The sequence below is a fragment of the Arthrobacter echini genome (genome assembly GCF_008107445.1).
Lineage (GTDB): Bacteria > Actinomycetota > Actinomycetes > Actinomycetales > Micrococcaceae > Arthrobacter_D > Arthrobacter_D echini_A.
This window is the reverse complement of record NZ_VSLD01000005.1, coordinates 17606-37397: the sequence shown is the minus strand read 5'-3', so window position 1 is coordinate 37397 and position 19792 is coordinate 17606. Positions and strand designations below refer to the sequence as shown.

The 19792-nt window shown below is 68.7% G+C and carries 17 protein-coding genes and 1 tRNA gene; 10 read left to right on the top strand and 8 right to left on the bottom strand.

The window, feature by feature from the left end:
• Genes FQ377_RS10615 through csrA form a run of 3 tightly spaced genes read left to right on the top strand, consistent with a single transcriptional unit; the run spans position 1 to position 3881 of the window.
• On the top strand, positions 1 to 2049 hold the full coding sequence (locus FQ377_RS10615; RefSeq protein WP_148601249.1) for a flagellar biosynthesis protein FlhA: 2049 nt from the start codon (positions 1 to 3) through the stop codon (positions 2047 to 2049).
• Positions 2024 to 3598 carry a hypothetical protein gene (locus FQ377_RS10610; RefSeq protein WP_148601248.1) on the top strand — a complete coding sequence of 525 codons (1575 nt, stop codon included), beginning with the start codon at positions 2024 to 2026 and terminating at the stop codon, positions 3596 to 3598. The genes FQ377_RS10615 and FQ377_RS10610 overlap by 26 nt, the downstream gene beginning before the upstream one ends.
• Positions 3599 to 3602: 4 nt before the next feature.
• The gene (csrA, locus tag FQ377_RS10605) at positions 3603 to 3881 is read left to right on the top strand and encodes a carbon storage regulator CsrA (RefSeq protein ID WP_148601247.1); all 279 of its coding nucleotides are present in this window, start codon (positions 3603 to 3605) and stop codon (positions 3879 to 3881) included.
• 96 nt (positions 3882 to 3977) lie between these two features.
• Here the strand turns inward: csrA and FQ377_RS10600 are convergent.
• The 4 genes from FQ377_RS10600 to tmk form a co-directional block, all read right to left on the bottom strand.
• A tRNA-Thr gene (locus tag FQ377_RS10600) sits at positions 3978 to 4050 on the bottom strand.
• 133 nt (positions 4051 to 4183) lie between these two features.
• Positions 4184 to 5785, bottom strand: a complete 1602-nt coding sequence (locus FQ377_RS10595) for an alpha/beta hydrolase (RefSeq protein WP_148601246.1) — start codon at positions 5783 to 5785, stop codon at positions 4184 to 4186.
• 10 nt (positions 5786 to 5795) lie between these two features.
• Positions 5796 to 6989, bottom strand: a complete 1194-nt coding sequence (locus tag FQ377_RS10590) for a DNA polymerase III subunit delta' (protein ID WP_262364406.1) — start codon at positions 6987 to 6989, stop codon at positions 5796 to 5798.
• Entirely contained in the window at positions 6986 to 7630 is a 645-nt protein-coding gene (gene tmk / locus FQ377_RS10585; protein ID WP_148601245.1) for a dTMP kinase, read from the bottom strand. Before tmk ends, FQ377_RS10590 begins: the two co-directional genes overlap by 4 nt.
• Positions 7631 to 8244: 614 nt before the next feature.
• Here tmk and FQ377_RS10580 point away from each other — a divergent pair.
• A complete protein-coding gene (locus tag FQ377_RS10580) occupies positions 8245 to 9774 on the top strand; it encodes an HNH endonuclease (RefSeq protein WP_262364420.1) in 1530 nt (509 codons plus the stop codon).
• Between the two features lie 97 nt (positions 9775 to 9871).
• Positions 9872 to 11119: an IS256 family transposase gene (locus tag FQ377_RS10575; protein ID WP_136455120.1), complete on the top strand. Its 1248-nt coding sequence runs from the start codon at positions 9872 to 9874 to the stop codon at positions 11117 to 11119.
• Positions 11120 to 11207: 88 nt separating this feature from the next.
• On the opposite strand, the gene FQ377_RS10570 is transcribed toward FQ377_RS10575, so the two are convergent.
• Positions 11208 to 12560, bottom strand: a complete 1353-nt coding sequence (locus FQ377_RS10570) for an integrase core domain-containing protein (protein ID WP_187393330.1) — start codon at positions 12558 to 12560, stop codon at positions 11208 to 11210.
• Positions 12561 to 13327: 767 nt separating this feature from the next.
• Between FQ377_RS10570 and FQ377_RS10565 the strand changes: the two genes are divergently transcribed.
• Positions 13328 to 14506: a trans-sulfuration enzyme family protein gene (locus tag FQ377_RS10565; RefSeq protein WP_148601243.1), complete on the top strand. Its 1179-nt coding sequence runs from the start codon at positions 13328 to 13330 to the stop codon at positions 14504 to 14506.
• A 9-nt stretch (positions 14507 to 14515) separates the two neighbouring features.
• Complete coding sequence (locus FQ377_RS10560) at positions 14516 to 14845, top strand: DUF2516 family protein (RefSeq protein WP_148601242.1); 330 nt, start codon at positions 14516 to 14518, stop codon at positions 14843 to 14845.
• 6 nt (positions 14846 to 14851) lie between these two features.
• Here the strand turns inward: FQ377_RS10560 and FQ377_RS10555 are convergent, their stop codons facing one another.
• Positions 14852 to 15652: a class I SAM-dependent methyltransferase gene (locus FQ377_RS10555; protein WP_148601241.1), complete on the bottom strand. Its 801-nt coding sequence runs from the start codon at positions 15650 to 15652 to the stop codon at positions 14852 to 14854.
• An 81-nt stretch (positions 15653 to 15733) separates the two neighbouring features.
• On the opposite strand from FQ377_RS10555, the gene FQ377_RS10550 reads away from it, so the two are divergent.
• The gene (locus FQ377_RS10550) at positions 15734 to 16480 is read left to right on the top strand and encodes a phosphoglyceromutase (RefSeq protein ID WP_148601240.1); all 747 of its coding nucleotides are present in this window, start codon (positions 15734 to 15736) and stop codon (positions 16478 to 16480) included.
• A 27-nt stretch (positions 16481 to 16507) separates the two neighbouring features.
• Here FQ377_RS10550 and phoU read toward each other — a convergent pair whose 3' ends face one another.
• Positions 16508 to 17167 carry a phosphate signaling complex protein PhoU gene (gene phoU / locus FQ377_RS10545; RefSeq protein ID WP_148601239.1) on the bottom strand — a complete coding sequence of 220 codons (660 nt, stop codon included), beginning with the start codon at positions 17165 to 17167 and terminating at the stop codon, positions 16508 to 16510.
• A gap of 170 nt (positions 17168 to 17337) precedes the next feature.
• Between phoU and FQ377_RS10540 the strand changes: the two genes are divergently transcribed.
• Positions 17338 to 18522 (top strand): sensor histidine kinase, encoded by a 1185-nt coding sequence (locus FQ377_RS10540; protein ID WP_148601238.1) that lies wholly within the window; start codon positions 17338 to 17340, stop codon positions 18520 to 18522.
• Positions 18519 to 19199: a response regulator transcription factor gene (locus tag FQ377_RS10535; protein WP_148601237.1), complete on the top strand. Its 681-nt coding sequence runs from the start codon at positions 18519 to 18521 to the stop codon at positions 19197 to 19199. The genes FQ377_RS10540 and FQ377_RS10535 overlap by 4 nt, the downstream gene beginning before the upstream one ends.
• An 8-nt stretch (positions 19200 to 19207) precedes the next feature.
• Here FQ377_RS10535 and FQ377_RS10530 read toward each other — a convergent pair whose 3' ends face one another.
• Positions 19208 to 19738, bottom strand: coding sequence for a hypothetical protein (locus FQ377_RS10530; RefSeq protein ID WP_148601236.1), 531 nt, complete (start codon positions 19736 to 19738; stop codon positions 19208 to 19210).
• Positions 19739 to 19792: the final 54 nt, after the last annotated feature.

Here is a 19792-nt window from a genome sequence, read left to right as displayed (position 1 = left end):
ATGCGCTCATCCCTGCCCAAGTTCCTGGTCCCCGTCGGCGTCGTCGGCATCGTCCTGCTCCTCGTGGTGCCGGTCCCCTCGGTCCTGCTCGACATGCTGATCATCGTGAACATCCTGCTCGCGCTCGTGATCCTGCTGAACACCATGTTCATCCGCAAGCCGCTGGACTTCTCTGTGTTCCCGTCCCTCCTGCTCGTCGCGACACTCTTCCGCCTCGGTCTCAATGTGGCCTCCACCCGCCTCGTCCTCGGCGAGGGCTACGCGGGGGAGGTCATCGAGGCCTTCGGGCACGTGGCCGTGGGCGGCTCCATCATCATCGGCGCCGTCGTCTTCCTGATCCTCGTGGTCATCCAGTTCGTGGTGGTCACCAAGGGCGCGGAGCGTGTGGCGGAGGTGGGCGCCCGCTTCACCCTCGACGCCATGCCGGGCAAGCAGATGGCCATCGACGCCGATCTCAACGCCGGGCTGATCACCGACACACAGGCCCGCGAGCGTCGCGCCGAGGTCTCGGCGGAGGCGGACTTCTACGGCGCCATGGACGGTGCGTCGAAGTTCGTGAAGGGCGATGCGATCGCCGGCATCATCATCATCATCATCAACCTCGTGGGCGGCATCGCGATCGGCATGGTGCAGGACGGCCTGCCCGTCGCCGAGGCGCTGAGCACGTACGGTCTGCTGACCATCGGCGACGGTCTCGTCACGCAGATCCCGGCACTGCTCATGGCCGTCTCCACCGGCATGATCGTCACGCGGTCCAACGCCGAGGCCGACATGGGCTCCACGGCGGCGCAGCAGCTCGGACAGTCGCAGAACGCCCTGCGGATCGCCGGCGCCGCGGCGATCGTCATGGCCCTCATCCCGGGAATGCCCAAGCTGCCGTTCATCGCGGTCGGCGCGGCGCTCATCATCACGGCACAGCGGCTCAAGAAGACCGACGACGACGCCCGGACGGCCGCCGCGGCCCTCGAGGCGGAGTCGGCGCCGCCCACCACGGACACCACGGACGACCTCCTCGAACAGATGCGCGTCCACGCCCTCGAGGTGCTGCTCGCACCGGATCTCGTGGACGTGGTCACCGGGGCTCCCGACGACCTCCTCGGACGCGTGCGTGCCCTGCGCCGGAAGATCGCCCTGGAGCTCGGCGTCGTGGTACCGCCGGTGCGCACCCGGGACAGCATCGACCTGCCGCCCGCCACTTACGTCATCAAGATCGCCGGGGTCGAGGCGGGGCGCGGCGAAGCGCCACGCGGCAAGGTCCTCGCCCTCGGGGACCACCTCGCGCACCTGCCCGGCCTCGCCGTCGTCGAACCGGTGTTCGGGCTCGCCGGGAAGTGGGTCCCGTCGGAGCTCCGCCACAACGCCGAACTCTCGGGCGCCACCGTGATCGATCGCGTATCGGTGCTCGTCACGCATCTGTCCTCGGTCATCACGTCCAACGCCGCCCGGCTGCTCTCCCGCGAGGACGTCCGCGTCCTGACGGACGGGGTTCGGCAGGTCAATCCATCGGCCGTCGAGGAGCTGGTCCCGGGTCTGCTGTCCCTCGCCGAGGTGCAGCGCGTTCTGCAGGGTCTCCTGGCCGAGCAGGTGCCCATCAACGATCTGGCCCGGATCTACGAGGCGCTGACTCTGAAGGCGAAGTCCTCCTCGGAACCGGAGGGCCTGATCGAGGCCGCACGCCTGGCCCTGGGCCCCGCCGTGACGCAGCAGTACCTCGACGGGACGCTGCTGCGCGTCATCATGATCGACCCGCTGCTGGAACAGGCCATGCTCGAGGGACTGCGCCCGTCGGACCAGGGCACCCAGATCCTGCTCGACCCGTCCCGCTCCGAGGCCCTCATCGCCTCGGTCCGGACCACGCTCGCCGAGATCGAAGCTGCCGGCCACAGCGCCGCACTGGTCTGCGCTCCGGCGCTCAGACCGGCACTCAAGCGCCTGGTCGGTCCGCAGGCCGCCGGCCTGCCCGTAGTGTCCTACCAGGAAGTAACGAGCGCCAACGTCGCCATCGAGACCATAGGAGTGGTTCGTGCCACCGCAGCTGTTTCATCTTGAGGGTCCCAGTCTCAAGGACCTGAAGGCGCAGGCGGCCCTCCGCTACGGACCCCGGGCGCTCATCGTCTCCGCCGAGCTCGTCACGGTGGGGGGGATCCACGGCGTCCTCGGGCGCAAGCACTACGAGATCGTGGTGGAGGTCCCGCACGACGACGGCGCCGGAAACACGGTGCCCGCACCGGCCGGCACCGCCGGGGCTGCTCCGGGGAAGTCCCGTGGACGCCGACGCGCGGCATCGCCGGAGGCTGCCATCGACGCCCTGCTGCAGCAGGCGGAACTGGACGAGGTGCGCTTCGCGGGCGGGACCGACGTGCCCGCAGCGCCCCGCACCCCTGCCGGCGATGCGGCGTCGGCGATCTCCACCGACTCGAATCTCTTCGCTGCGCTCATGGACAATCTGACCTTCGCCACGGACCCGGCGGGTATGAATCCGGCGGGCTCTCGCCGGGCGGCATCGACGCCCGCCGCGGGGCAGCCAGCAACCCCGATCCAGCCGGGGCCCGCGGTCCGATCCCTGCCGTCCGCCGTCGTACCGCCCGCCGCCATGCCGGCCGTTGCCGTACCTCCGCGTGTCGTCTCGCCGTCGGCCGGGCCGGCTGTGTTCGTTGCGGCCGAGGACGGACAGTTCACGGACACCACCGAGCACCTCGGCGCGGAGTCGGCTGATCCGGCCGGGCTGCCCGAGCTCGGCGGACCGATCATGGACGTGCCCGCCGCCGGGCCGCCCGTCCCCGCGGTGCTGCGGGCAGCGGGCGATCTCGTGATCGTGATCGGCGCTCCGGCCGTAGGCTGGGACGTGGTCCACTCGATGGCCGCGGCCTTCGGTGGGGGACACCCCGCGGCGATCGCCGTCAGCGGCCCGGCCGGCCGGTTCCCGAGGGACGTGCGCTCCATCTCCGACCGCCTCGGAGCCAATGCCGCCCGCGCCGCCGGCGTGGACGGCGGCCACGCGGTCTTCGTGGCCATGACCTCCTCCGAGGTGGTCAGCGATGGGCGCTTCCTGCTGGCACTGCGGCCGGACCAGGTCTGGCTCGCGGTCGATGCGGGGCGCAAGGAGGCGGACACGGCGGCCTGGGTCGGTGCCCAGACGAGGAGCATGGAGCGTGCTGGGCTGCAGCCCGCCGGGCTCGCCGTCGTCGGCTCGGGCGAGACCTCCACCCCCGAGACCGTCCTGACACTCGGGCTTCCGGTCGGGTGGCTGGACGGGCGTCCCGCCGGCGCCGCAACAGCGGCCAGATCCACAGGAGCCGCCGGGCCCACCGCTGGCACAGCGACGTCCAGGACCGCGCCCAGGACCACCTCGGCGTCCGTCCCCATGCCCGGTGCAGGCGGTCCGTCGGTCGTGGCGTCAGCAGTCGTGTCGCCGCCTGGCGCCGTGGATCCCGCCCAGATCGTGGCGTCAGTGGTCGTGCCCACGCCCGCGGCGGGCACTGCGCCGGCCCCGGGCGCTGTTCCTGCCGGCGGCGCAGCTGATCCGTCCCCGGGCGAACGCGATCGACGGCGATCAGGCAGTGGTCGGCGTCGTGCCGAGCCTGCCGGGATAGAGTGAGCGCGTGCTTGTACTAACGCGAAAGGTCGGCGAGCAGATCCTGATCGGCGACGACATCGTCATCACGGTGCTCGATTCCCGTGGCGACGGCATCCGCATCGGCATCGACGCCCCGCGTGGGGTGAAGATCCAGCGTGAGGAAGTCCTGCGTGCTGTCATGGAGGCGAATCTGGCTGCTGCGTCGGCCGACGCCGAGGGAGCCGATGCGCTCAAGGCCCTGCTGCAATCGGGTGCGGTGGTCTCCACGGAGGAACCCGGGACGACGCCGGACGCGTCCCAGTAGGGCATCGCACGCGCGAGTCGTCCGGCGGGAGAGACGGAAGATCCCGCCCGGATGCAAAAAACTCCCCGGCGGAGAACCGTCCGGGGAGTCGAAGAGAGCCTCCTGCCAGAGTCGAACTGGCGACCTTCTCATTACGAGTGAGACGCTCTACCGACTGAGCTAAGGAGGCAATGCTTCCCGGCCGGGGCTGTGCCGGGCCGATCCACAAGTGACGACTTTATCGGAGCCCCCGCCCACCGTCAAAATGGCCGGAGAGGTGCGGTCCCGCCCGACTCCGCCCGCTGACGTGCAGTACCACCCGCTCAGCAGCGCACGCCGTCGTCGGGAATCGTGCCGTCGATGAAGTAGTCGTCCACGAGGTCCTGGATGCAGGCGTTGGAGCGGCCGTAGGCGGTATGGCCCTCACCCTCCCACGTCACATGGACACCGGACTCGAGCTGGTCCGCCAGCGCCGTGGACCAGGCATAGGGGGTGGCGGGATCGCCGGTGGTGCCGATGACGACGATCGGGTCCGCGCCCTCCGCCCGTAGGGGCGCGGGCTCAAGGACCGATGGGTACTCCCATGGGGCACAGGTCAGGCCGCCGTACGCCAGGAAGCGGCCGAACGTGGGTGACGCCGCGACGAGCTCCTCCTCGTCGGCACGCAACTGCTCCGGGTCACTCGTCATCGGGTAGTCGAGGCAGTTCACGGCGACGAACGCCGACGTCGAATTGGTCACGTAGGTGCCGTCCGGGTCGCGCTCGGCGGACAGATCGGCCAGGTACAGCATGGCCGAGGGATCCCCGCCGAGGGCGTCCTCCACCGCCTGGGTCAGGACGGGCCAGTTGGCGTTGTCGTAGAGCGGAAGGATGAAACCCTGCACGAACGTCGAGACGGGTACCGTGCGGCCGTCCGCCGCCGTCATGGGCTCCTGCTCCACGGTGTCGAAGAGCTCCTGGAGCTGCCGGACGCCGTCGTCGGGCGTTCCCGTGTAGGGGCAGTCCTGGTCCTGCAGGCAGTCGGCCACGTAGGCACGGACCGCCCGCTCGAAGCCGACCGCCTGGCCGAGGGTGATCTCCTCGTTGCTCAGGGACGGGTCGATGGCGCCGTCGAGCACCAGGCGCCCGGAGCGTTCCGGGAACAGCTCGGCGTACGTGGCACCGAGCTGGGTGCCGTAGGAGAAGCCGAGGAAGTTCAGTGCGCTGTCGCTGACGAGCGCCCGCAGGATGTCCATGTCGCGGGCCGCGGAGCGCGTGTCCACGTACCCGAGCAGCTCACCCGTCCGCTCGGCGCACGCCGTCGCGTAGTCCTGGGCGTCCGCCCTCATCAGTTCGAGCAGCTCCGGCTCGGACGCATCTGCCGGGTACGCCTCCTGCCGGGCCTCGTCCTGCTCGGCGTCGGTGTAGCACTGCACGGCACTCGAGCGGTTGACACCGCGGGGGTCGAAGCCGAGGATGTCGTAGTTCTCGCGCAGACGCTTGCTCGCCACGTAGTCGAGGGAGTCCTGCACGATACTGACGCCGGAGCCCCCTGGCCCGCCCGGGTTGACCAGGACCGTACCCTGGGCGTCTCCGGTTGCCTCCGACCTGATGACCGCGATGTCGATGCTGGCGCGTCCCGGATCGGCGTAGTCGAGGGGCACCTCGACGGTGGCGCAGGAGAAGCTCTCCTCGCAGTCCTCCCAGCGCACCTCCTGGGTGTAGAAGCTGCGCAGGTCCTCGTCGATGGTGCCGATGACGTCCGGGTCCGCCGATTCGACCGCGGAGCCCTGCCCGGCGTCGTCGCCGGACCCGTCGGGGGACAGCAGCGTGCATCCGGAGGCGCCGAGCACGACGGCCGCGCCCGCCGCGAGCGCAGCCAGGGCGCGACGACGTCGGGCACCGCGCCGCGCGGGTGGAACCTGCAGGGGTGTGCCGGTGCTCATCGGTCCTTGCTCATCGGTCGAGGTCCTTCCGGGACAGCAGGCTCACGGCCATGGCTTCGATCGCGAGGAGGGGTGAGACGTTGGTGCTGACGAGTCTTGTGCGGACCTCGTTGATGGATTCGAGCCGCAGGAGGGTGTCCTCCGCGGTCTCCCGGTGGGCGAACTCCTCGAGCTCGGCCCTCATCGGTTCGTTGACGAGGGCCTGGCCGCTCGAGACCTGCAGCATCAGCACGTCACGGTAGAAGGAGATGAGGTCGGTCAGCGCGCGGTCGAAATAGTCGTTCTTGGAGCGTTTCGCTCGTCGCGTCTGATCTTCCTCGAGTCGCTTGACCTGGGCCCGCATGGACGGCGGCATGGCCCCTGTCTCCGGAGCGCCGAGGGTGGCCAGCAGTGCGGTGCGCTCCTGGGCGTCGCGCTGCTCGAACGAACTCTGCGCCTCCGCCTCGGCCAGTTTGACCAGATCGGCGGCGGCGCGCATCGCGCCGGAGACCGAGTGCAGGGTGAGCGGCAGGCGGACGATCTGGTTGCGCCGCTCACGTGCGCCGTCGTCGGTCGCCAGGCGCTTCGCGACGCCGATGTGGCTCTGCGCCGCGCGGGCTGCGGCTTCCGCGGTGACCGGGTCGATGCCGTCGCGGGCCACGAGCAGATCGGCGACGTCCTGCACGGGGGGTAGGCGCAGCGCCACCGAGCGACAGCGTGACCGGATGGTCACGAGGACGTCGCCGGGGCTCGGTGCGCACAGGAGCCAGATGGTGCGCGGCGGAGGCTCCTCGATGGCCTTGAGCAGCACGTTGGTACTGCGCTCCTGCATCCGATCGGCGTCCTCGACGATGATGATGCGCCACCGGCCGGTGGACGGCTTGTCCTGCGCCTTGCGGACGAGTTCCCGGGCCTCGTCGATGCTGATGGTCACCTTCTCCGTGGTGACATTGGTCAGATCCGCGTGGGTCCCGGCGAGGACCGTGCTGCACGCCTTGCACGTGCCGCAGCCGCGCTCGTCCAGCGCCTCGCGCTCGCACAGCAGTGCCGCCGCGAAGGCACGCGCCGCGTTGGAGCGCCCGGAGCCGGGAGGGCCGGTGAAGAGCCAGGCGTGGGTGGGAGCGCCGGACTCCGCCGCGCGGCGGAGTTGCTCCACCACCTGCTCCTGACCCCGGAGCTCGGCCCAGACACCTGTAGCCGGAAGACTCTGCGCCACGGGATTCACGCGGGGATCCTCGGGAGTTGTTCGATGATGGCTCTGTGGATCGCGTCGGGGGAGCCGGCTGCGCTGAGCACGAGATACCGTGCCGGATCCTGGTGGGCCAGATCGAGGAAGGCAGATCTGATGCTGGTGTGGAAGGTGTCGGGCTCTGCTTCGAGCCGGTCCTCGGCGGCCCTCCCTGACCGGCGGCTGCGACCCTCCGCGGGATCGACGTCGAGGAGGACCGTCAGATCCGGGCGGAGCCCGTCGGTGGCCCACAGGTTCACATCGAGGACGGCCTGCGCTCCGAGGTGCCGCCCGGCACCCTGGTATGCCACCGAGGAATCGATGTAGCGGTCGCACACGACGACGTCGCCGCGCGTGAGGGCGGGCACGATCACCTGGTGCACGTGGGCGGCGCGCGAGGCCGCGAACAGCAGAGCCTCAGTCCGGGCGTCGATATCACCGTGGCCGTGCTCGAGGACGAGGGCCCGCAGCTTCTCGCCGATCGGTGTGCCGCCGGGCTCCCGGGTGCGGACCACTGCCCGGCCGTCCTCCTCGAGCGCGCGGCACAGGAGTGAGGCCTGCGTCGACTTGCCGGCACCGTCGCCGCCCTCGAGGGCGATGAAGAGGCCGGGAAGCCCGTGGGGGGGAGGATACGTCACGCGCCCAGCCTACCGAGTGGCGTGGACAGGATGGCCCGGGCGGTGTCCGCGCTGTGCTGCAGGTGTCGCGGACGTGCTGGCCCGGGCGGTGTCCGCGCTGTACTGCAGGTGTCGCGGACAGCGGCAGATCCGTGGTCGATCGACAGGCTCGGCCCTTTGAGGTGAGCAGGGATCATCGGGCGAGCAGGGAGATCCTTCCGCTCATGGTCACCCACCGGATCCGTAGGGTGTCAGCGCAGCGGCCCGTCCGGCTCGGGCAGGTCCTCCCCTCTGCGGTGGTCGGGCGGGATCGTGTTGCGGTGCGTCCCGCTCCGGCAGGCTCTCCCCGCGGTGATTGGGGGTATCGCGCTGCGGCGCATCCCGGGTCGGTCGGTGCGCCTGTGAGTTGTCCACATAGGCGATTCCGGTCCGGATCAGCCGGCTGATTGCTGAAAAACTGGGGTATGGACAGCAGGCGGAGACCCGGACGGAGAGAGACGGCAGTCGTGCCGGAACACCTCGTCCTGGGCGCCTTCAAGGACAGACCCCTGAAGGGAATGTCCGCGAAGGCCGTACCGCAGGACGGGCCAACGGGCGTCTCGCAGTACGGGTGCTCGAATGCCACGCCGCAGGACATGCCGCAGGACATGCCGGCGGGCGTCGTCGGCGCTCCGAGCGGGCGTTCCGGACTTCGCCGGAGCCACGCAGGCAAGCGGCGGGACGGCGCCACGCCGCGTTCCGCCGTGCGTTCCCTGATTCAGGATGTGGCTTCCCTGACCGTCGGTGACGACAGAGCGGGACTGATCGACCAGTTGCGTCAGCTCGAGGATCTCAAGGGCGCCATCGCAGGTGCCCAAGCGCGGATCGCCGTGGCCTTCGATGTCGCGGAGCGCCGTTCCCAGGCGGAAGCAGGGGTCCCTCGGGAGGAACAGGGTCGGGGCGTCGCCGCGCAGATCGCCCTTGCCAGGGGTGAGTCCCCATCGCGCGGTAATCGACTGCTCGGGCTGGCGAAGGCGCTGGTCACCGAGATGCCGCACACCCTGGCCGCGCTGGAGTCGGGTCAGCTGAACGAGTGGAGGGCAACCGTTCTGGTGCGGGAGACCGCATGCCTGACGGCCGCAGACCGGTGTGGTGTGGACGACGAGCTCGCCGCCGACGCGGGGACCTTCGTCGGGGCAGGGGACCGTGCCATCACCGCGGCGGCCCGGGCCGCTGCGTACCGCAGGGACCCGTCATCCGTGGCCCGGCGTGCGCGCCACGCCGCTACGGAACGGTGCGTCAGTCTGCGCCCGGCACCGGACACCATGACCTATCTGACCGCGCTGCTCCCCGTCGCGCAGGGAGTCAGCGTCTACGCAGCACTGACGAAGAAGGCCGATGCCCTTCGGTCTACGGGTGATCAGCGCAGCCGCGGCCAGATCATGGCCGACGAACTCGTCGAGCGGACCACCGGTTCCCGCGCCGGGTTCTGCGGTGTGGACCTCCAACTCGTCATGACGGACCGCACTCTCCTGCAGGGAGACAACGAGCCCGCGCACCTGACCGGTTACGGCATCGTCCCCGCCGACTGGGCCCGCGCTGCGCTCGACCCTAAGCAGACTCCCACTGCGGATCGTGCCGTCGACCCCGGCCGCTTCCTCAGCTCAGCACATGTCCGCGCTGGAAAAGGTGTTACTGGAGCTGGCGAAGGTGTTGCCGGACATGAATCCGCAGCGCAGTGCGGGCGTACTCCTGCAAGTGAACGCTCAGTGCAGCGCGGAGCTGTTCCCGACCCGGAGCTGGAACACAGGGTGTGGATCCGCCGGCTCTATACGGCACCCGGCACCGGGGAGCTCCTGGCCGCGGACTCGAGGTCCAGGTTCTTCACCACCGGGCAGCGCCGCTTCATCCAGGTCCGCGACCGCTCCTGCCGAACGCCCTATTGCGACGCGCCGATCCGTCACTACGACCACATCGTCCCCTGGCAGGATGATGGCCCCACGAGCCTCCAGAACGGTGCAGGTCTGTGTGAAGCATGCAACCACACCAAGGAGATCAGGGGATGGAGAGCCAGCACCCGCGCCGGTCCAACCCACACCATGGATCTCCGAACGCCCACGGGCCACATCTACTCCTCCACGGCACCCCCTTCACTCGGCAGAGTAGTGCCCCATAAAGTGGTGTAGCTGCCGGTGGCTGGGTGTTCTCGTCTTGGACGTGGGCGCGGCCACCGTGTGATCCTTCGAGGAAACTCTCACATCCCACTCGAAAGGCATCTCCACGATGACCGCTCCTCATATTGTCGACCCTGCACGCCTCCTCGGCGAAGCCCTGACTGACGCGTCCCCAGATCTGATGCGCACCCTTCTGCAGACCATGATCAACGCCCTTCTGTCCGCTGACGCCGACGCGGTGATCGGCGCCGAATGGGGTCAACCCACGCCCGGCCGCACCACGCAGCGCAATGGCTACCGGCACCGCGACCTCGACACGAGGGCCGGCACGATCGACATTCAGATCCCGAAGCTGCGGCAGGGCACGTACTTCCCGGAATGGCTCCTCGAACGCCGCAAACGAGCTGAGACAGCCCTGATCACCGTCGTGGCCGACTGTTACCTCGCGGGCGTCTCGACCCGCCGGATGGACAAGCTCGTGAAGACCCTCGGGGTCCACTCGTTGTCGAAGTCGCAGGTCTCCCGCATGGCTGCGGAGCTCGATGAGCAGGTCGATCAGTTCCGCCACCGACCCCTCACCGATGCTGGCCCGTTCACGTTCGTCGCCGCCGACGCTCTCACGATGAAGGTCCGCGAAGGCGGTCGGGTCATCAACGCGGTCGTCATGGTCGCCACCGGCGTCAACGCCGATGGGCGCCGGGAGGTTCTCGGCCTGCGCGTCGCGACGTCGGAAACAGGCGCGGCATGGAACACGTTCCTCGCCGATCTCGTCGCCCGCGGCCTCACCGGTGTCCGCCTGGTCACCTCCGACGCCCATAGGGGACTGGTCGAAGCGATCGCCGCGAACCTGCCCGGCGCGGCCTGGCAGAGATGCCGGACCCACTATGCGGCGAACCTGATGAGTGTGACGCCGAAGAGTCTGTGGCCGGCAGTGAAGGCGATGCTCCACAGTGTCTATGATCAGCCCGACGCCGCCGCGGTGAACGCCCAATTCGACCGCTTGCTGGACTACGTCGACGGGAAGCTACCCGACGCCCACGAACACCTCGACGCCGCCCGGGATGACATCCTCGCATTCGCGGGGTTCCCCGAAGGCCTCTGGCAGCAAATTTGGTCCAATAACCCCAACGAGCGCCTCAACCGAGAGATCCGCCGCCGCACCGACTCCGTCGGGATTTTCCCGAACCGCGACGCGATCACCCGACTCGTCGGCGCCGTCCTGGCCGAACAAACCGATGAATGGGCCGAAGGTCGCCGCTACCTCGGCCTCGACATCCTCGCCAAGAGCCGACTCACCATCGTCGACGACACCGACGGAGCCGAGGTGAACGAACCAACACTCGCCCTCAGCGCCTAACTCACCAACCAGAAGGACACCGAGCTATGTGATGTCTCAGGACATCGTGTGCAGTTGTGTCTCATGACATCGTGGACAAGTGCATGTCTCAGGACGTCGTGGATGGTTTCTGCCGGTCGGGTCCGTGCCAGCCACGCCGCTGGGTGGGTTTGTCGTAGCGGGCGATGACTGTGCCATCTGATTGGGAGAGAATGACAGTGCTGGTGTCCCAGGTGATGCTGAGGTGTTCACCTTGGCGCTTGTATCCGGCGTAGAACTTGTTGGCGAGAACCCCGATGTATCCGCCCTTGGACACGGTCCGTGTTGCGGTGCCGGTGGTCCCAGCTGACGGGTTGTGACCGGCGCCTTTGATGATGGTCCCTGTGGGGGTGCGAGGCCCGTAGTAGAGGCCGGTCGCCTCCGGGCGCGGGTAGGTGACGATGTGCCCGCCGTCGCCGTCGAAGATTTCAACTACCCTCTCGTCCCAGATGATATGCACGCGTTGCCCGGCCTGGCTGGTAGCGACGTAAAACAAGCAGCTCAACGCTTTGACCTGCCCGTTCTGCTTGACCCTTACCTCGGAACTGCCCGTGCCGGGGTGCAACGCCAACGGAGTTCTGCTTCTGGGCGGTGATTGCGGGTATGGCTGGAGCTGCGGCCCGGTGTCAGCAATCTTCACCGTTGGTGTCGTTGGTGGTGCTGTTCGTACCGAGGGTGGCATGCGCGGCAGGCGAGGCTGCGGAATCGGTGCCGGTGCCGGGGTGGTGGCGTGCCAGGCTTCCATCGGTGTCTTGCCGTCGAGGGCTTGGTGAACGCGTTCGTGGTTGTAGTACGCGTCGAACTCATCGACCAGGGTTTGCAGGGCGGTGATCGTGGTGGCTGGTGGGCGTGCGTTCAACCATTTCTGCAGGCTCTGATGGAACCGTTCGTTCTTGCCCTGGGTCGTGGGTTTGTCTGGCTTACCGGTGATGGGCTTGGTACCGAGGTCGATGAGGTAGTCCACGAGTTTGCCCGTGAAACCTCGACGGGTGGGATTGAACGCCAACCCGTTGTCCGACAGCACTCGTTGCGGCACGCCCCAACAACGGATGGCCGTCGAGACGACTTTCACCGCTGCTTTGGCTGTTTCGCCCTCGGCGACCAGCGTCGCCAACGCCAACCGTGAGTGATCATCGATGACCTGATGGATCGCAACCGTGGTCCCATCGGTCAGGGACCAGAAGAACGCGTCGATCTGCCAACAACAATTCGGCGCCGGGTAGACGAACCGGCGATTGGCAGCCCTGGGCCGCTTACGCGGCTCAGGTCCGCAAACCCCAGCCGCGGCGAAGAGCCGGGCCAGTGTCGCTCGCGAGGGCGGGTTCAGGCCTTGGCGTTGCATCTTCGCGTGCACCGACAAGGGGCCGGCGTCCAAGCCCTGCCCGACGAGCCAGGCCCGAACCGCCAGGGCATGCTCGACCATGTCCGAGTCAGTGCGCCGCGGGCTCCTCAGAGGCCTACGAGACCCCGGTTCAGTGGCTCCGACCGGGCCCTGTTCCTGGGCTTGAGCGCGGATCTTGTAGAACACCGAGCGGCTAATGCCGTTTCGTTGGCAGAAACGGCTGACCTCTCCCCGCTCAGCGTCCTGAGGCCAGTTCGCGATCGACCAACGTACATCCGGGGGCACCGTATTTGAGTCCATACCCGAGAAAACCCCAGCGCCCAGTGAAGTGACCACAATGTCGTGAGACACACTGTCCACGATGTCCTGAGACAGAACCGTCCACGATGTCCTGAGACTTCACAAGGACACCGAGCTACACCACTACCAGGGACTTGACCCTCGGCAGCGGACCCGGTGCCAGACGATACGAAGCACGACCGGCAGAGGTCCAGGCGGCAGAGAGCTTGACGCCGCGCCTTCCTCACAGGGATGAACACATCGACGCGGGATACGCGGCCACACCGACATCGAAGGCGTCTGCGGCCGGTGGCTGACTGTGCCGAGGGTCAACCGCGCTACTCCTCCAGCTCCTGGGAGACCAGTGTGGCCGGCTCACTTCACGACGACGTCTGCAGCTGGTGGGTGACTGCCCGGGAAACCGGCCACGGGACTCCTCCGGGCGATTCGAGCTGGCCCAGACGTGACCCAGTCGGTAGGGCGACAGTCGGTAGGGCACAGGCAACTTCATCTGCAGGTGAGGAGGAGATCCACCTGCGCAGCGCTGCCGCCCAACTAGGGTGGGAGCCATGACCGAGCAGAACCTGCCCTACGGGGACCTGGCCCCCGACACCCTCGTGGTCGCGACCGGACGGCCCCCTCGCGAGCACGACGCCCCCGTCAACGCACCCATCGTGCTCTCGTCGACCTTCCACGAGACCCGCACGCCCGAAGCGGGGGACCGCATCTACGCCCGCGGGTCCAACCCCACCTGGGATCCGTTCGAGGAGGCGCTCGGCCTGCTCGAGGGCGCCGGACTACCGGCGCTGGTCTTCGGATCGGGCCTCGGCGCAGCGGCAGCAGCCCTGTCCCTCGTGCCGACGGGAGGCGTGGTGGTCATGCCGCGCCACGGTTACGCAGGATCCCTCAGCCTGGCCGCTGATCTCGAGGCCCAGGGTCGCTTCGAGCTGCATCTGGTGGACATCGCCGACACGGAGTCGGTCCTCTCGCAGCTGGAGGCGCTCGCCGCCCGGGCGGACGCCGGAAGCCTCATGCTGTGGCTCGAGAGTCCCACCAACCCGATGCTCGAGGTCGCCGAGCCGGCCACGCTGACGAAGGCAGCCCACGCCGTAGGGGCACTCGTGGTCGCCGACAACACCTTCAACACGCCCATCGTCCACCGACCGCTGGACGACGGGGTCGACGTCGTACTCCATTCGGTGACCAAGTGGCTGGCCGGACACTCCGACGTCGTCCTCGGTGCGCTGGTCACCAATGACCCGAAGCTCCGAGAGCGTCTGCTCTCCCACCGGACCCTGCACGGCGCCATCGCGGGGCCGTTCGAGGTGTGGCTCGCCCTGCGCGGGCTGCGGACACTCGCACTGCGCATGGGACGGAGCCAGGAGAACGCAGCCACTCTCGCCCACCGGCTCGCCGGGCATCCCGCGGTCCGCCGCGTCCGCTACCCGGGTCTGCCGACGGATCCCGGACATGAGCGCGCCGCCGCCCAGTTCAACGGGTTCGGCGGGATCATCAGCATCGAACTCGACGACGTCGCGACCGCCGATGCCCTCGTGGCGGCCGTCCGGCTCTGGCTCCCGGCCACCTCGCTCGGCGGTGTCGAGTCCCTGATCGAGCGACGACGGCGACAGCCCGCCGAGCCGGCGACGGTTCCCGAGGAACTCGTGCGCCTGTCGGTGGGCATCGAGAACGTGGACGACCTCTGGGCCGATCTCGACCGGGCACTGCGCGGCACACGGGCCAGCTAAGCTGAGGGCGTGCTCCTCGTCTTCGAAATTCAGCGTTATCTGTACCTCGTGCTCGGCCTGGTGGCCCTCGGCATCGAGGTCTGGGCCCTGGCCGACTGCGTCCGGCGTCCCGGGACCTCGTTCGAGGCCGCATTCAAGCGCACCAAGGGCTTCTGGCTGGCACTCACCGCCGGCTCCGTCGTCGTCGGCCTGCTGTCCGTGCTCGCGAGCCGCGGTGGTTTCAATCTCTTCCAGCTCATCGCGATCATCGCTGCCTGCGTCTACCTCGCGGATGTGAAGCCGGCCGTCAGCCAGACCTCGGGCCGGGGCGGCAACAGCGGACCCTACGGTCCCTGGTAGGAGTCCCTACCCCGGCCTCACGGCCGACCAGGCGACGGTGACCTCACCGAGCCGCCACCGCGAGCGACCGTCCAGCAGCGGCCAGCCGTCGGCCTTGAGCGCCGAACACATGGCGGACCAGCGCTGCTGGTTGCCGAAGGATGCGAGAGCCGCCGCGTCGAGCCAGGCCCGGTCCAGGGCCCGCAGGTAGGCGTGGACCCGTTCGCCCTCCACATTGCGATGGATCAGGGCCTTGGGCAGCCGCTCCGCGACGTCGGACGGGCGTGCGAAGGCACCGAAACGCAGGGAGATGCTCAGGGACAGTGGACCGGTGGCATCGAGCGCCACCCAGGCCGCGCGGCGCCCGATCTCGTCGCACGTGCCGTCCACGAAGAGGCCGTCGGGCGCAAGCCGGCCCCGCACCTCGTCCCAGTACGCGGCGTACTCGTCCTCCCCGTACTGTCGCAGCACGTTGAACGCACGCACCAGGGCGGGCCGCCGACCCCCGAGCGGCAACTCGAAGCCACCCTGCCGGAAGGACAGGCCGGGCCTGGCCAGCGGCTCGGCGGCGGCCACGCGCGCCGGATCGATCTCGATGCCGACCACCTCGACGCCGTCGTGCACCGACCGCAGGCGTGAGAACAGTTCGACTGCGGTGACCGGCGCCGCGCCGTAGCCGAGGTCCACCACGAGGGGTTCGGCGGCCCGGCGCAGGCGGTGTCCTTGGGGCCCGGCGAGCCAGCGGTCCACGCGGCGGAGGCGATTGGGATTGGTGGTGCCGCGGGTGATGGTCCCCAGGGTCTTCGGGGATCGTTGTCGCGGCGGCACTGCTCAAGGGTAGGGCACGGACGGGGAAACAGGGCAGCCGCGGACATGACCTGCGGCAGCGGGATACGGCAGACTGGCCCCATGACCTACACATTGATCCTGCTGCGCCACGGGCAGAGCGAATGGAACGAGAAGAACCTCTTCACGGGCTGGGTGGACGTCGCCCTCACACCGAAGGGCCGCGAGGAGGCCGCCCGCAGTGGCCGGCTGCTCGCCGAGGCAGGGCTCCTCCCCGACATCGTCTACACCTCCCGGCAGAAGCGAGCCATCATCACCGCGAATCTCGCGCTCGAGGCGGCCGACCGCAGCTGGATCGACGTCAAGCGGAGCTGGCGCCTCAACGAGCGCCACTACGGTGCGCTGCAGGGCAAGGACAAGGCCCAGACCCTCGCGGAGTTCGGCGAGGAGCAGTTCATGGAATGGCGGCGGTCCTACGACACCCCGCCCCCGCCGCTCGAGGACTCCAGTGAGTACTCGCAGGCCGATGACCCCCGGTACGCCGACCTCGGCGAAGACCTCCCGCGCACCGAGTGCCTCAAGGACGTCCTGGAGCGCTTCCTGCCCTACTGGGAGTCGGACATCACGGTGGACATCAGGGCCGGCAGGACCGTTCTCCTCGCGGCCCACGGGAACTCGCTGCGGTCACTCGTGAAGCACCTCGACGGCATCAGCGACAAGGACATCGCGGCGCTGAATATCCCCACCGGCATACCGCTCGTGTACGAGCTGGACGAGGAGCTCACTCCGGTCAAGGCCGGAGGAACCTATCTCGATCCGGAGGCGGCGGCCGCGTCCATCACCGCCGTCGCCAACCAGGGCAAGCACTAGTCCGGCGGGAGTACCGCCGGGGCGGGCTCAGACCAGCGGCGCGCTCGGCTGCCATTCGCCGGTCACGAGGTAGGTGACCTTGCTGGCAACCGAGACGCCGTGGTCCGCGAAGCGTTCGTAGTACCGGCTGGCCAGGGTGACGTCCACCGTCGTGGGGGCGCTCTCGTTCCAGTCGTCCGCCGCGACGGCCTTGAACACCCCGGCGTGCAGGGCGCTGACGCGTGCCTTGGCGGCATTGATCTCGTTCGTCAGCTCCAGATTGCGGGTCTCGAGGAGCTCCTTCACCTTTCCGGCGATCTGCTCGTCCAGGTCGGCGAGTTCGTCGAACGTGGCGCGGACGCCGTCGGGAATGACATTGGCGGGGAAGCGGAGTCGGGCCAGCTGGGCGATGTGGCGCGCCAGATCGCCCATGCGCTCGAGGGACGCGCTCATGCGAAGTGCACCCACGATCATGCGCAGGTCCGAGGCCACGGGTCCCTGGAGGGCCAGGATGTCGATGGCCCGCTCGTCGAGATCGTTCTGGAGGAAGTCGATGCGCGCATCCGCCGCGATGACGTCCTGCGCGAGTTCGGTGTCGGCGGTGCTGAACGCCGTGTTGGCCTTCTGCACGGCGTCGGAGACCAGCTGCGAGATCTCGATCAGCCCCTCGCCGATCTGGTGGAGTTCGGCCTGGAAAACCTTGCGCACGTGGAGTCCTTAGCTGGAAGTTTCGACTGCGATCGGATCGACAGTCCCACCGACGAGCATTCCAGTCAGCGGTGAACTGCTGCTCCGCTCTGGGTGAACGTTAGTTGAACCACCCACTGATTGCCACCGAACAAGCCATGCCGCCCGGCGGCACCGCATAAGCTGGGGGTGTGGACCCCCTTCTCCTGACGCTCCTGGCCGGGCTGGTCGGCCTCGCCCTCGGGGTGAGCGGGATGGCGGCCTTCCGCGCCAGCGAGGCGCAGCGGCTCCGGCTCCTCTACGAGGACGAACCCTCCCTCCCCGACGGCGCCGCGGAGGTCCTCTCGGTCATCGGGCGCGCGTACGTGATCGTGGACGCGATCGACGGCGTCGTCCGCGCCAGCCCTGCCGCCTACGCCTTCGGCCTGGTGCGCGGGCACACCGTGGTCCATTCCGAACTGCTGGAGCTCACGGCGCGCGTCCGCCGCGACGGCGTGATCGAGCAGCGCCTGCTCGAACTTCCCCGTGGGCCCCTCGGGCAGGGCACCATCGTGGTCCAGGTCCGCGTCGCCGCTTTGGGCTCCGAGTACATCCTGGTTCTCGCGGACGACCGCACGGAGATCACCCGTACCCAGGAGATCCGCAACGACTTCGTCGCGAATGTCTCGCACGAACTCAAGACGCCCGTGGGTGCCATCTCGCTCCTCGCCGAGGCCATCGACGACGCCGCGGAGGACGAGGTGGCCGTCCGACGCTTTGCCCAGCGCATGCACAAGGAGTCCGGGCGCCTCTCGGCCCTCGTGCAGGACATCATCGAACTCTCCCGGCTGCAGGGCACCGACGTCGTGCGGCGCGGCAAGCCGGTGGACATCAATGCGGTCATCAGTGAGGCCGTGGACCGCAACCGTCTCCCCGCCGAGAGCAAGCAGATCGAGATCGTGGTGGGCGGTTCCGTCCGGGCGCCGGTCTACGGCGACAGCGACCTGCTCATGACCGCGTTCCGCAATCTCATCGACAACGCCATCCGCTATGCGTCCGACGGCACGAGGGTGGGGGTGGGTGTGCGCTCGAAGGACGGTCTCGTGCAGGTCTCAGTGACCGATCAGGGCCCCGGCATCTCTGCCGAGGAGCAGGAGCGCATCTTCGAGCGGTTCTACCGGATCGACGCCGCCCGCTCACGCCAGACCGGGGGCACCGGCCTCGGCCTCAGCATCGTCAAGCATGTCGTCTCCAATCACGGTGGCGAGGTCACCGTCTGGTCCCAGGCAGGCCAGGGAAGCACGTTCACCGTCCGACTGCCGGAGATGGAAGCGGGTTCGGACGGCGACGGCGCGGGAGTCGCGGCTCCCGCCCACGAGCACGGTGTTCCGGCATGATGCGCATCCTGGTCGTCGAGGACGAGGAGTCGTTCAGCGATCCCCTCGCCTATCTCCTCGGCAGGGAGGGCTACGAGGTCTCCGTCGTCGCGGACGGCCTCGAGGCAGTGGCCGAGTTCGACCGGTCGGGTGCTGACCTCGTCCTCCTGGATCTGCAGCTCCCCGGACTCTCGGGCTCGGAGGTCTGCCGGCAGCTGCGCCTGCGCTCGAGCGTGCCGGTGATCATGCTGACGGCCCAGGACACGGAGATGGACAAGGTGCTGGGACTGGAGCTCGGGGCGGACGACTACGTCACGAAACCGTATTCCTCGCGCGAGCTCATCGCCCGGATCCGCGCGGTCCTCCGGCGCCGTGGGGAGGCCGAGGAACCGGCCCCGAGCACCATCCGGGCCGGTCGCATCCGCATGGACGTGGAGCGCCACACGGTGAGTATCGACGGCGAGCCGGTGGCCCTCCCTCTCAAGGAGTTCGAGCTCCTCGAGCTGCTCCTGCGCAATTCGGGGATCGTCCTGACGCGTGGCCGGCTGATCGACCGCGTCTGGGGTTCCGACTACGTGGGGGACACCAAGACGCTCGACGTCCACGTCAAGCGCCTTCGGGGGAAGATCGAACCCGATCCCTCGAATCCGCGCCATCTCGTGACCATCCGGGGGTTGGGCTACAAGTACGAGCCCTGACGGGCGGGCTATTCGCCCTCGGATTCCTCGTCCATGGTGGCAGGCTCGCTCGGCGGGGCCGTGTAGCCACCGGGAACGTACTCGCGGTACTCCTCAAGGGCGCCGTCGAGTACCGGCACCTCGTAGGTGGCCCGCTCGCCCTCCACCTCGAAGTCCACGGGGACGAGTGAGCCCGGAACATCCTCCACGCCGGCCAGCGTGCCGTCGTCGCCCGTCTCGTCCTCGAACCGGAGCTCGCCACCGCCCTCGATCGTGATCCTCGTGGAGGCGCCACCCGCGCGGATCGAGAGGTCGACGGCGTCGTCGCTCGTGTTGGAGATCGTCCCGACCAGGCGTCCTTCGGACTCGTCGAGGGTACCGACGATCAGGATGTTGCGCAGCAGCACCGGGCCGAGATCCTTCACGATGCCGTCCGAGGGGGCGACCACCATGGTGGTCCCCTGGGGGGCGGTGAAGTTGCAGCCGGAGACGGACAGCATCACGAGCGCGGCGCCGGCAGCGATGGTCAGCTGCGCGCGATTCTTCGGTACGACATTCACGACACAAACTCCTGGGGTTCATCAGGGGACTTCGGGCGCGATCCGGTATGGACC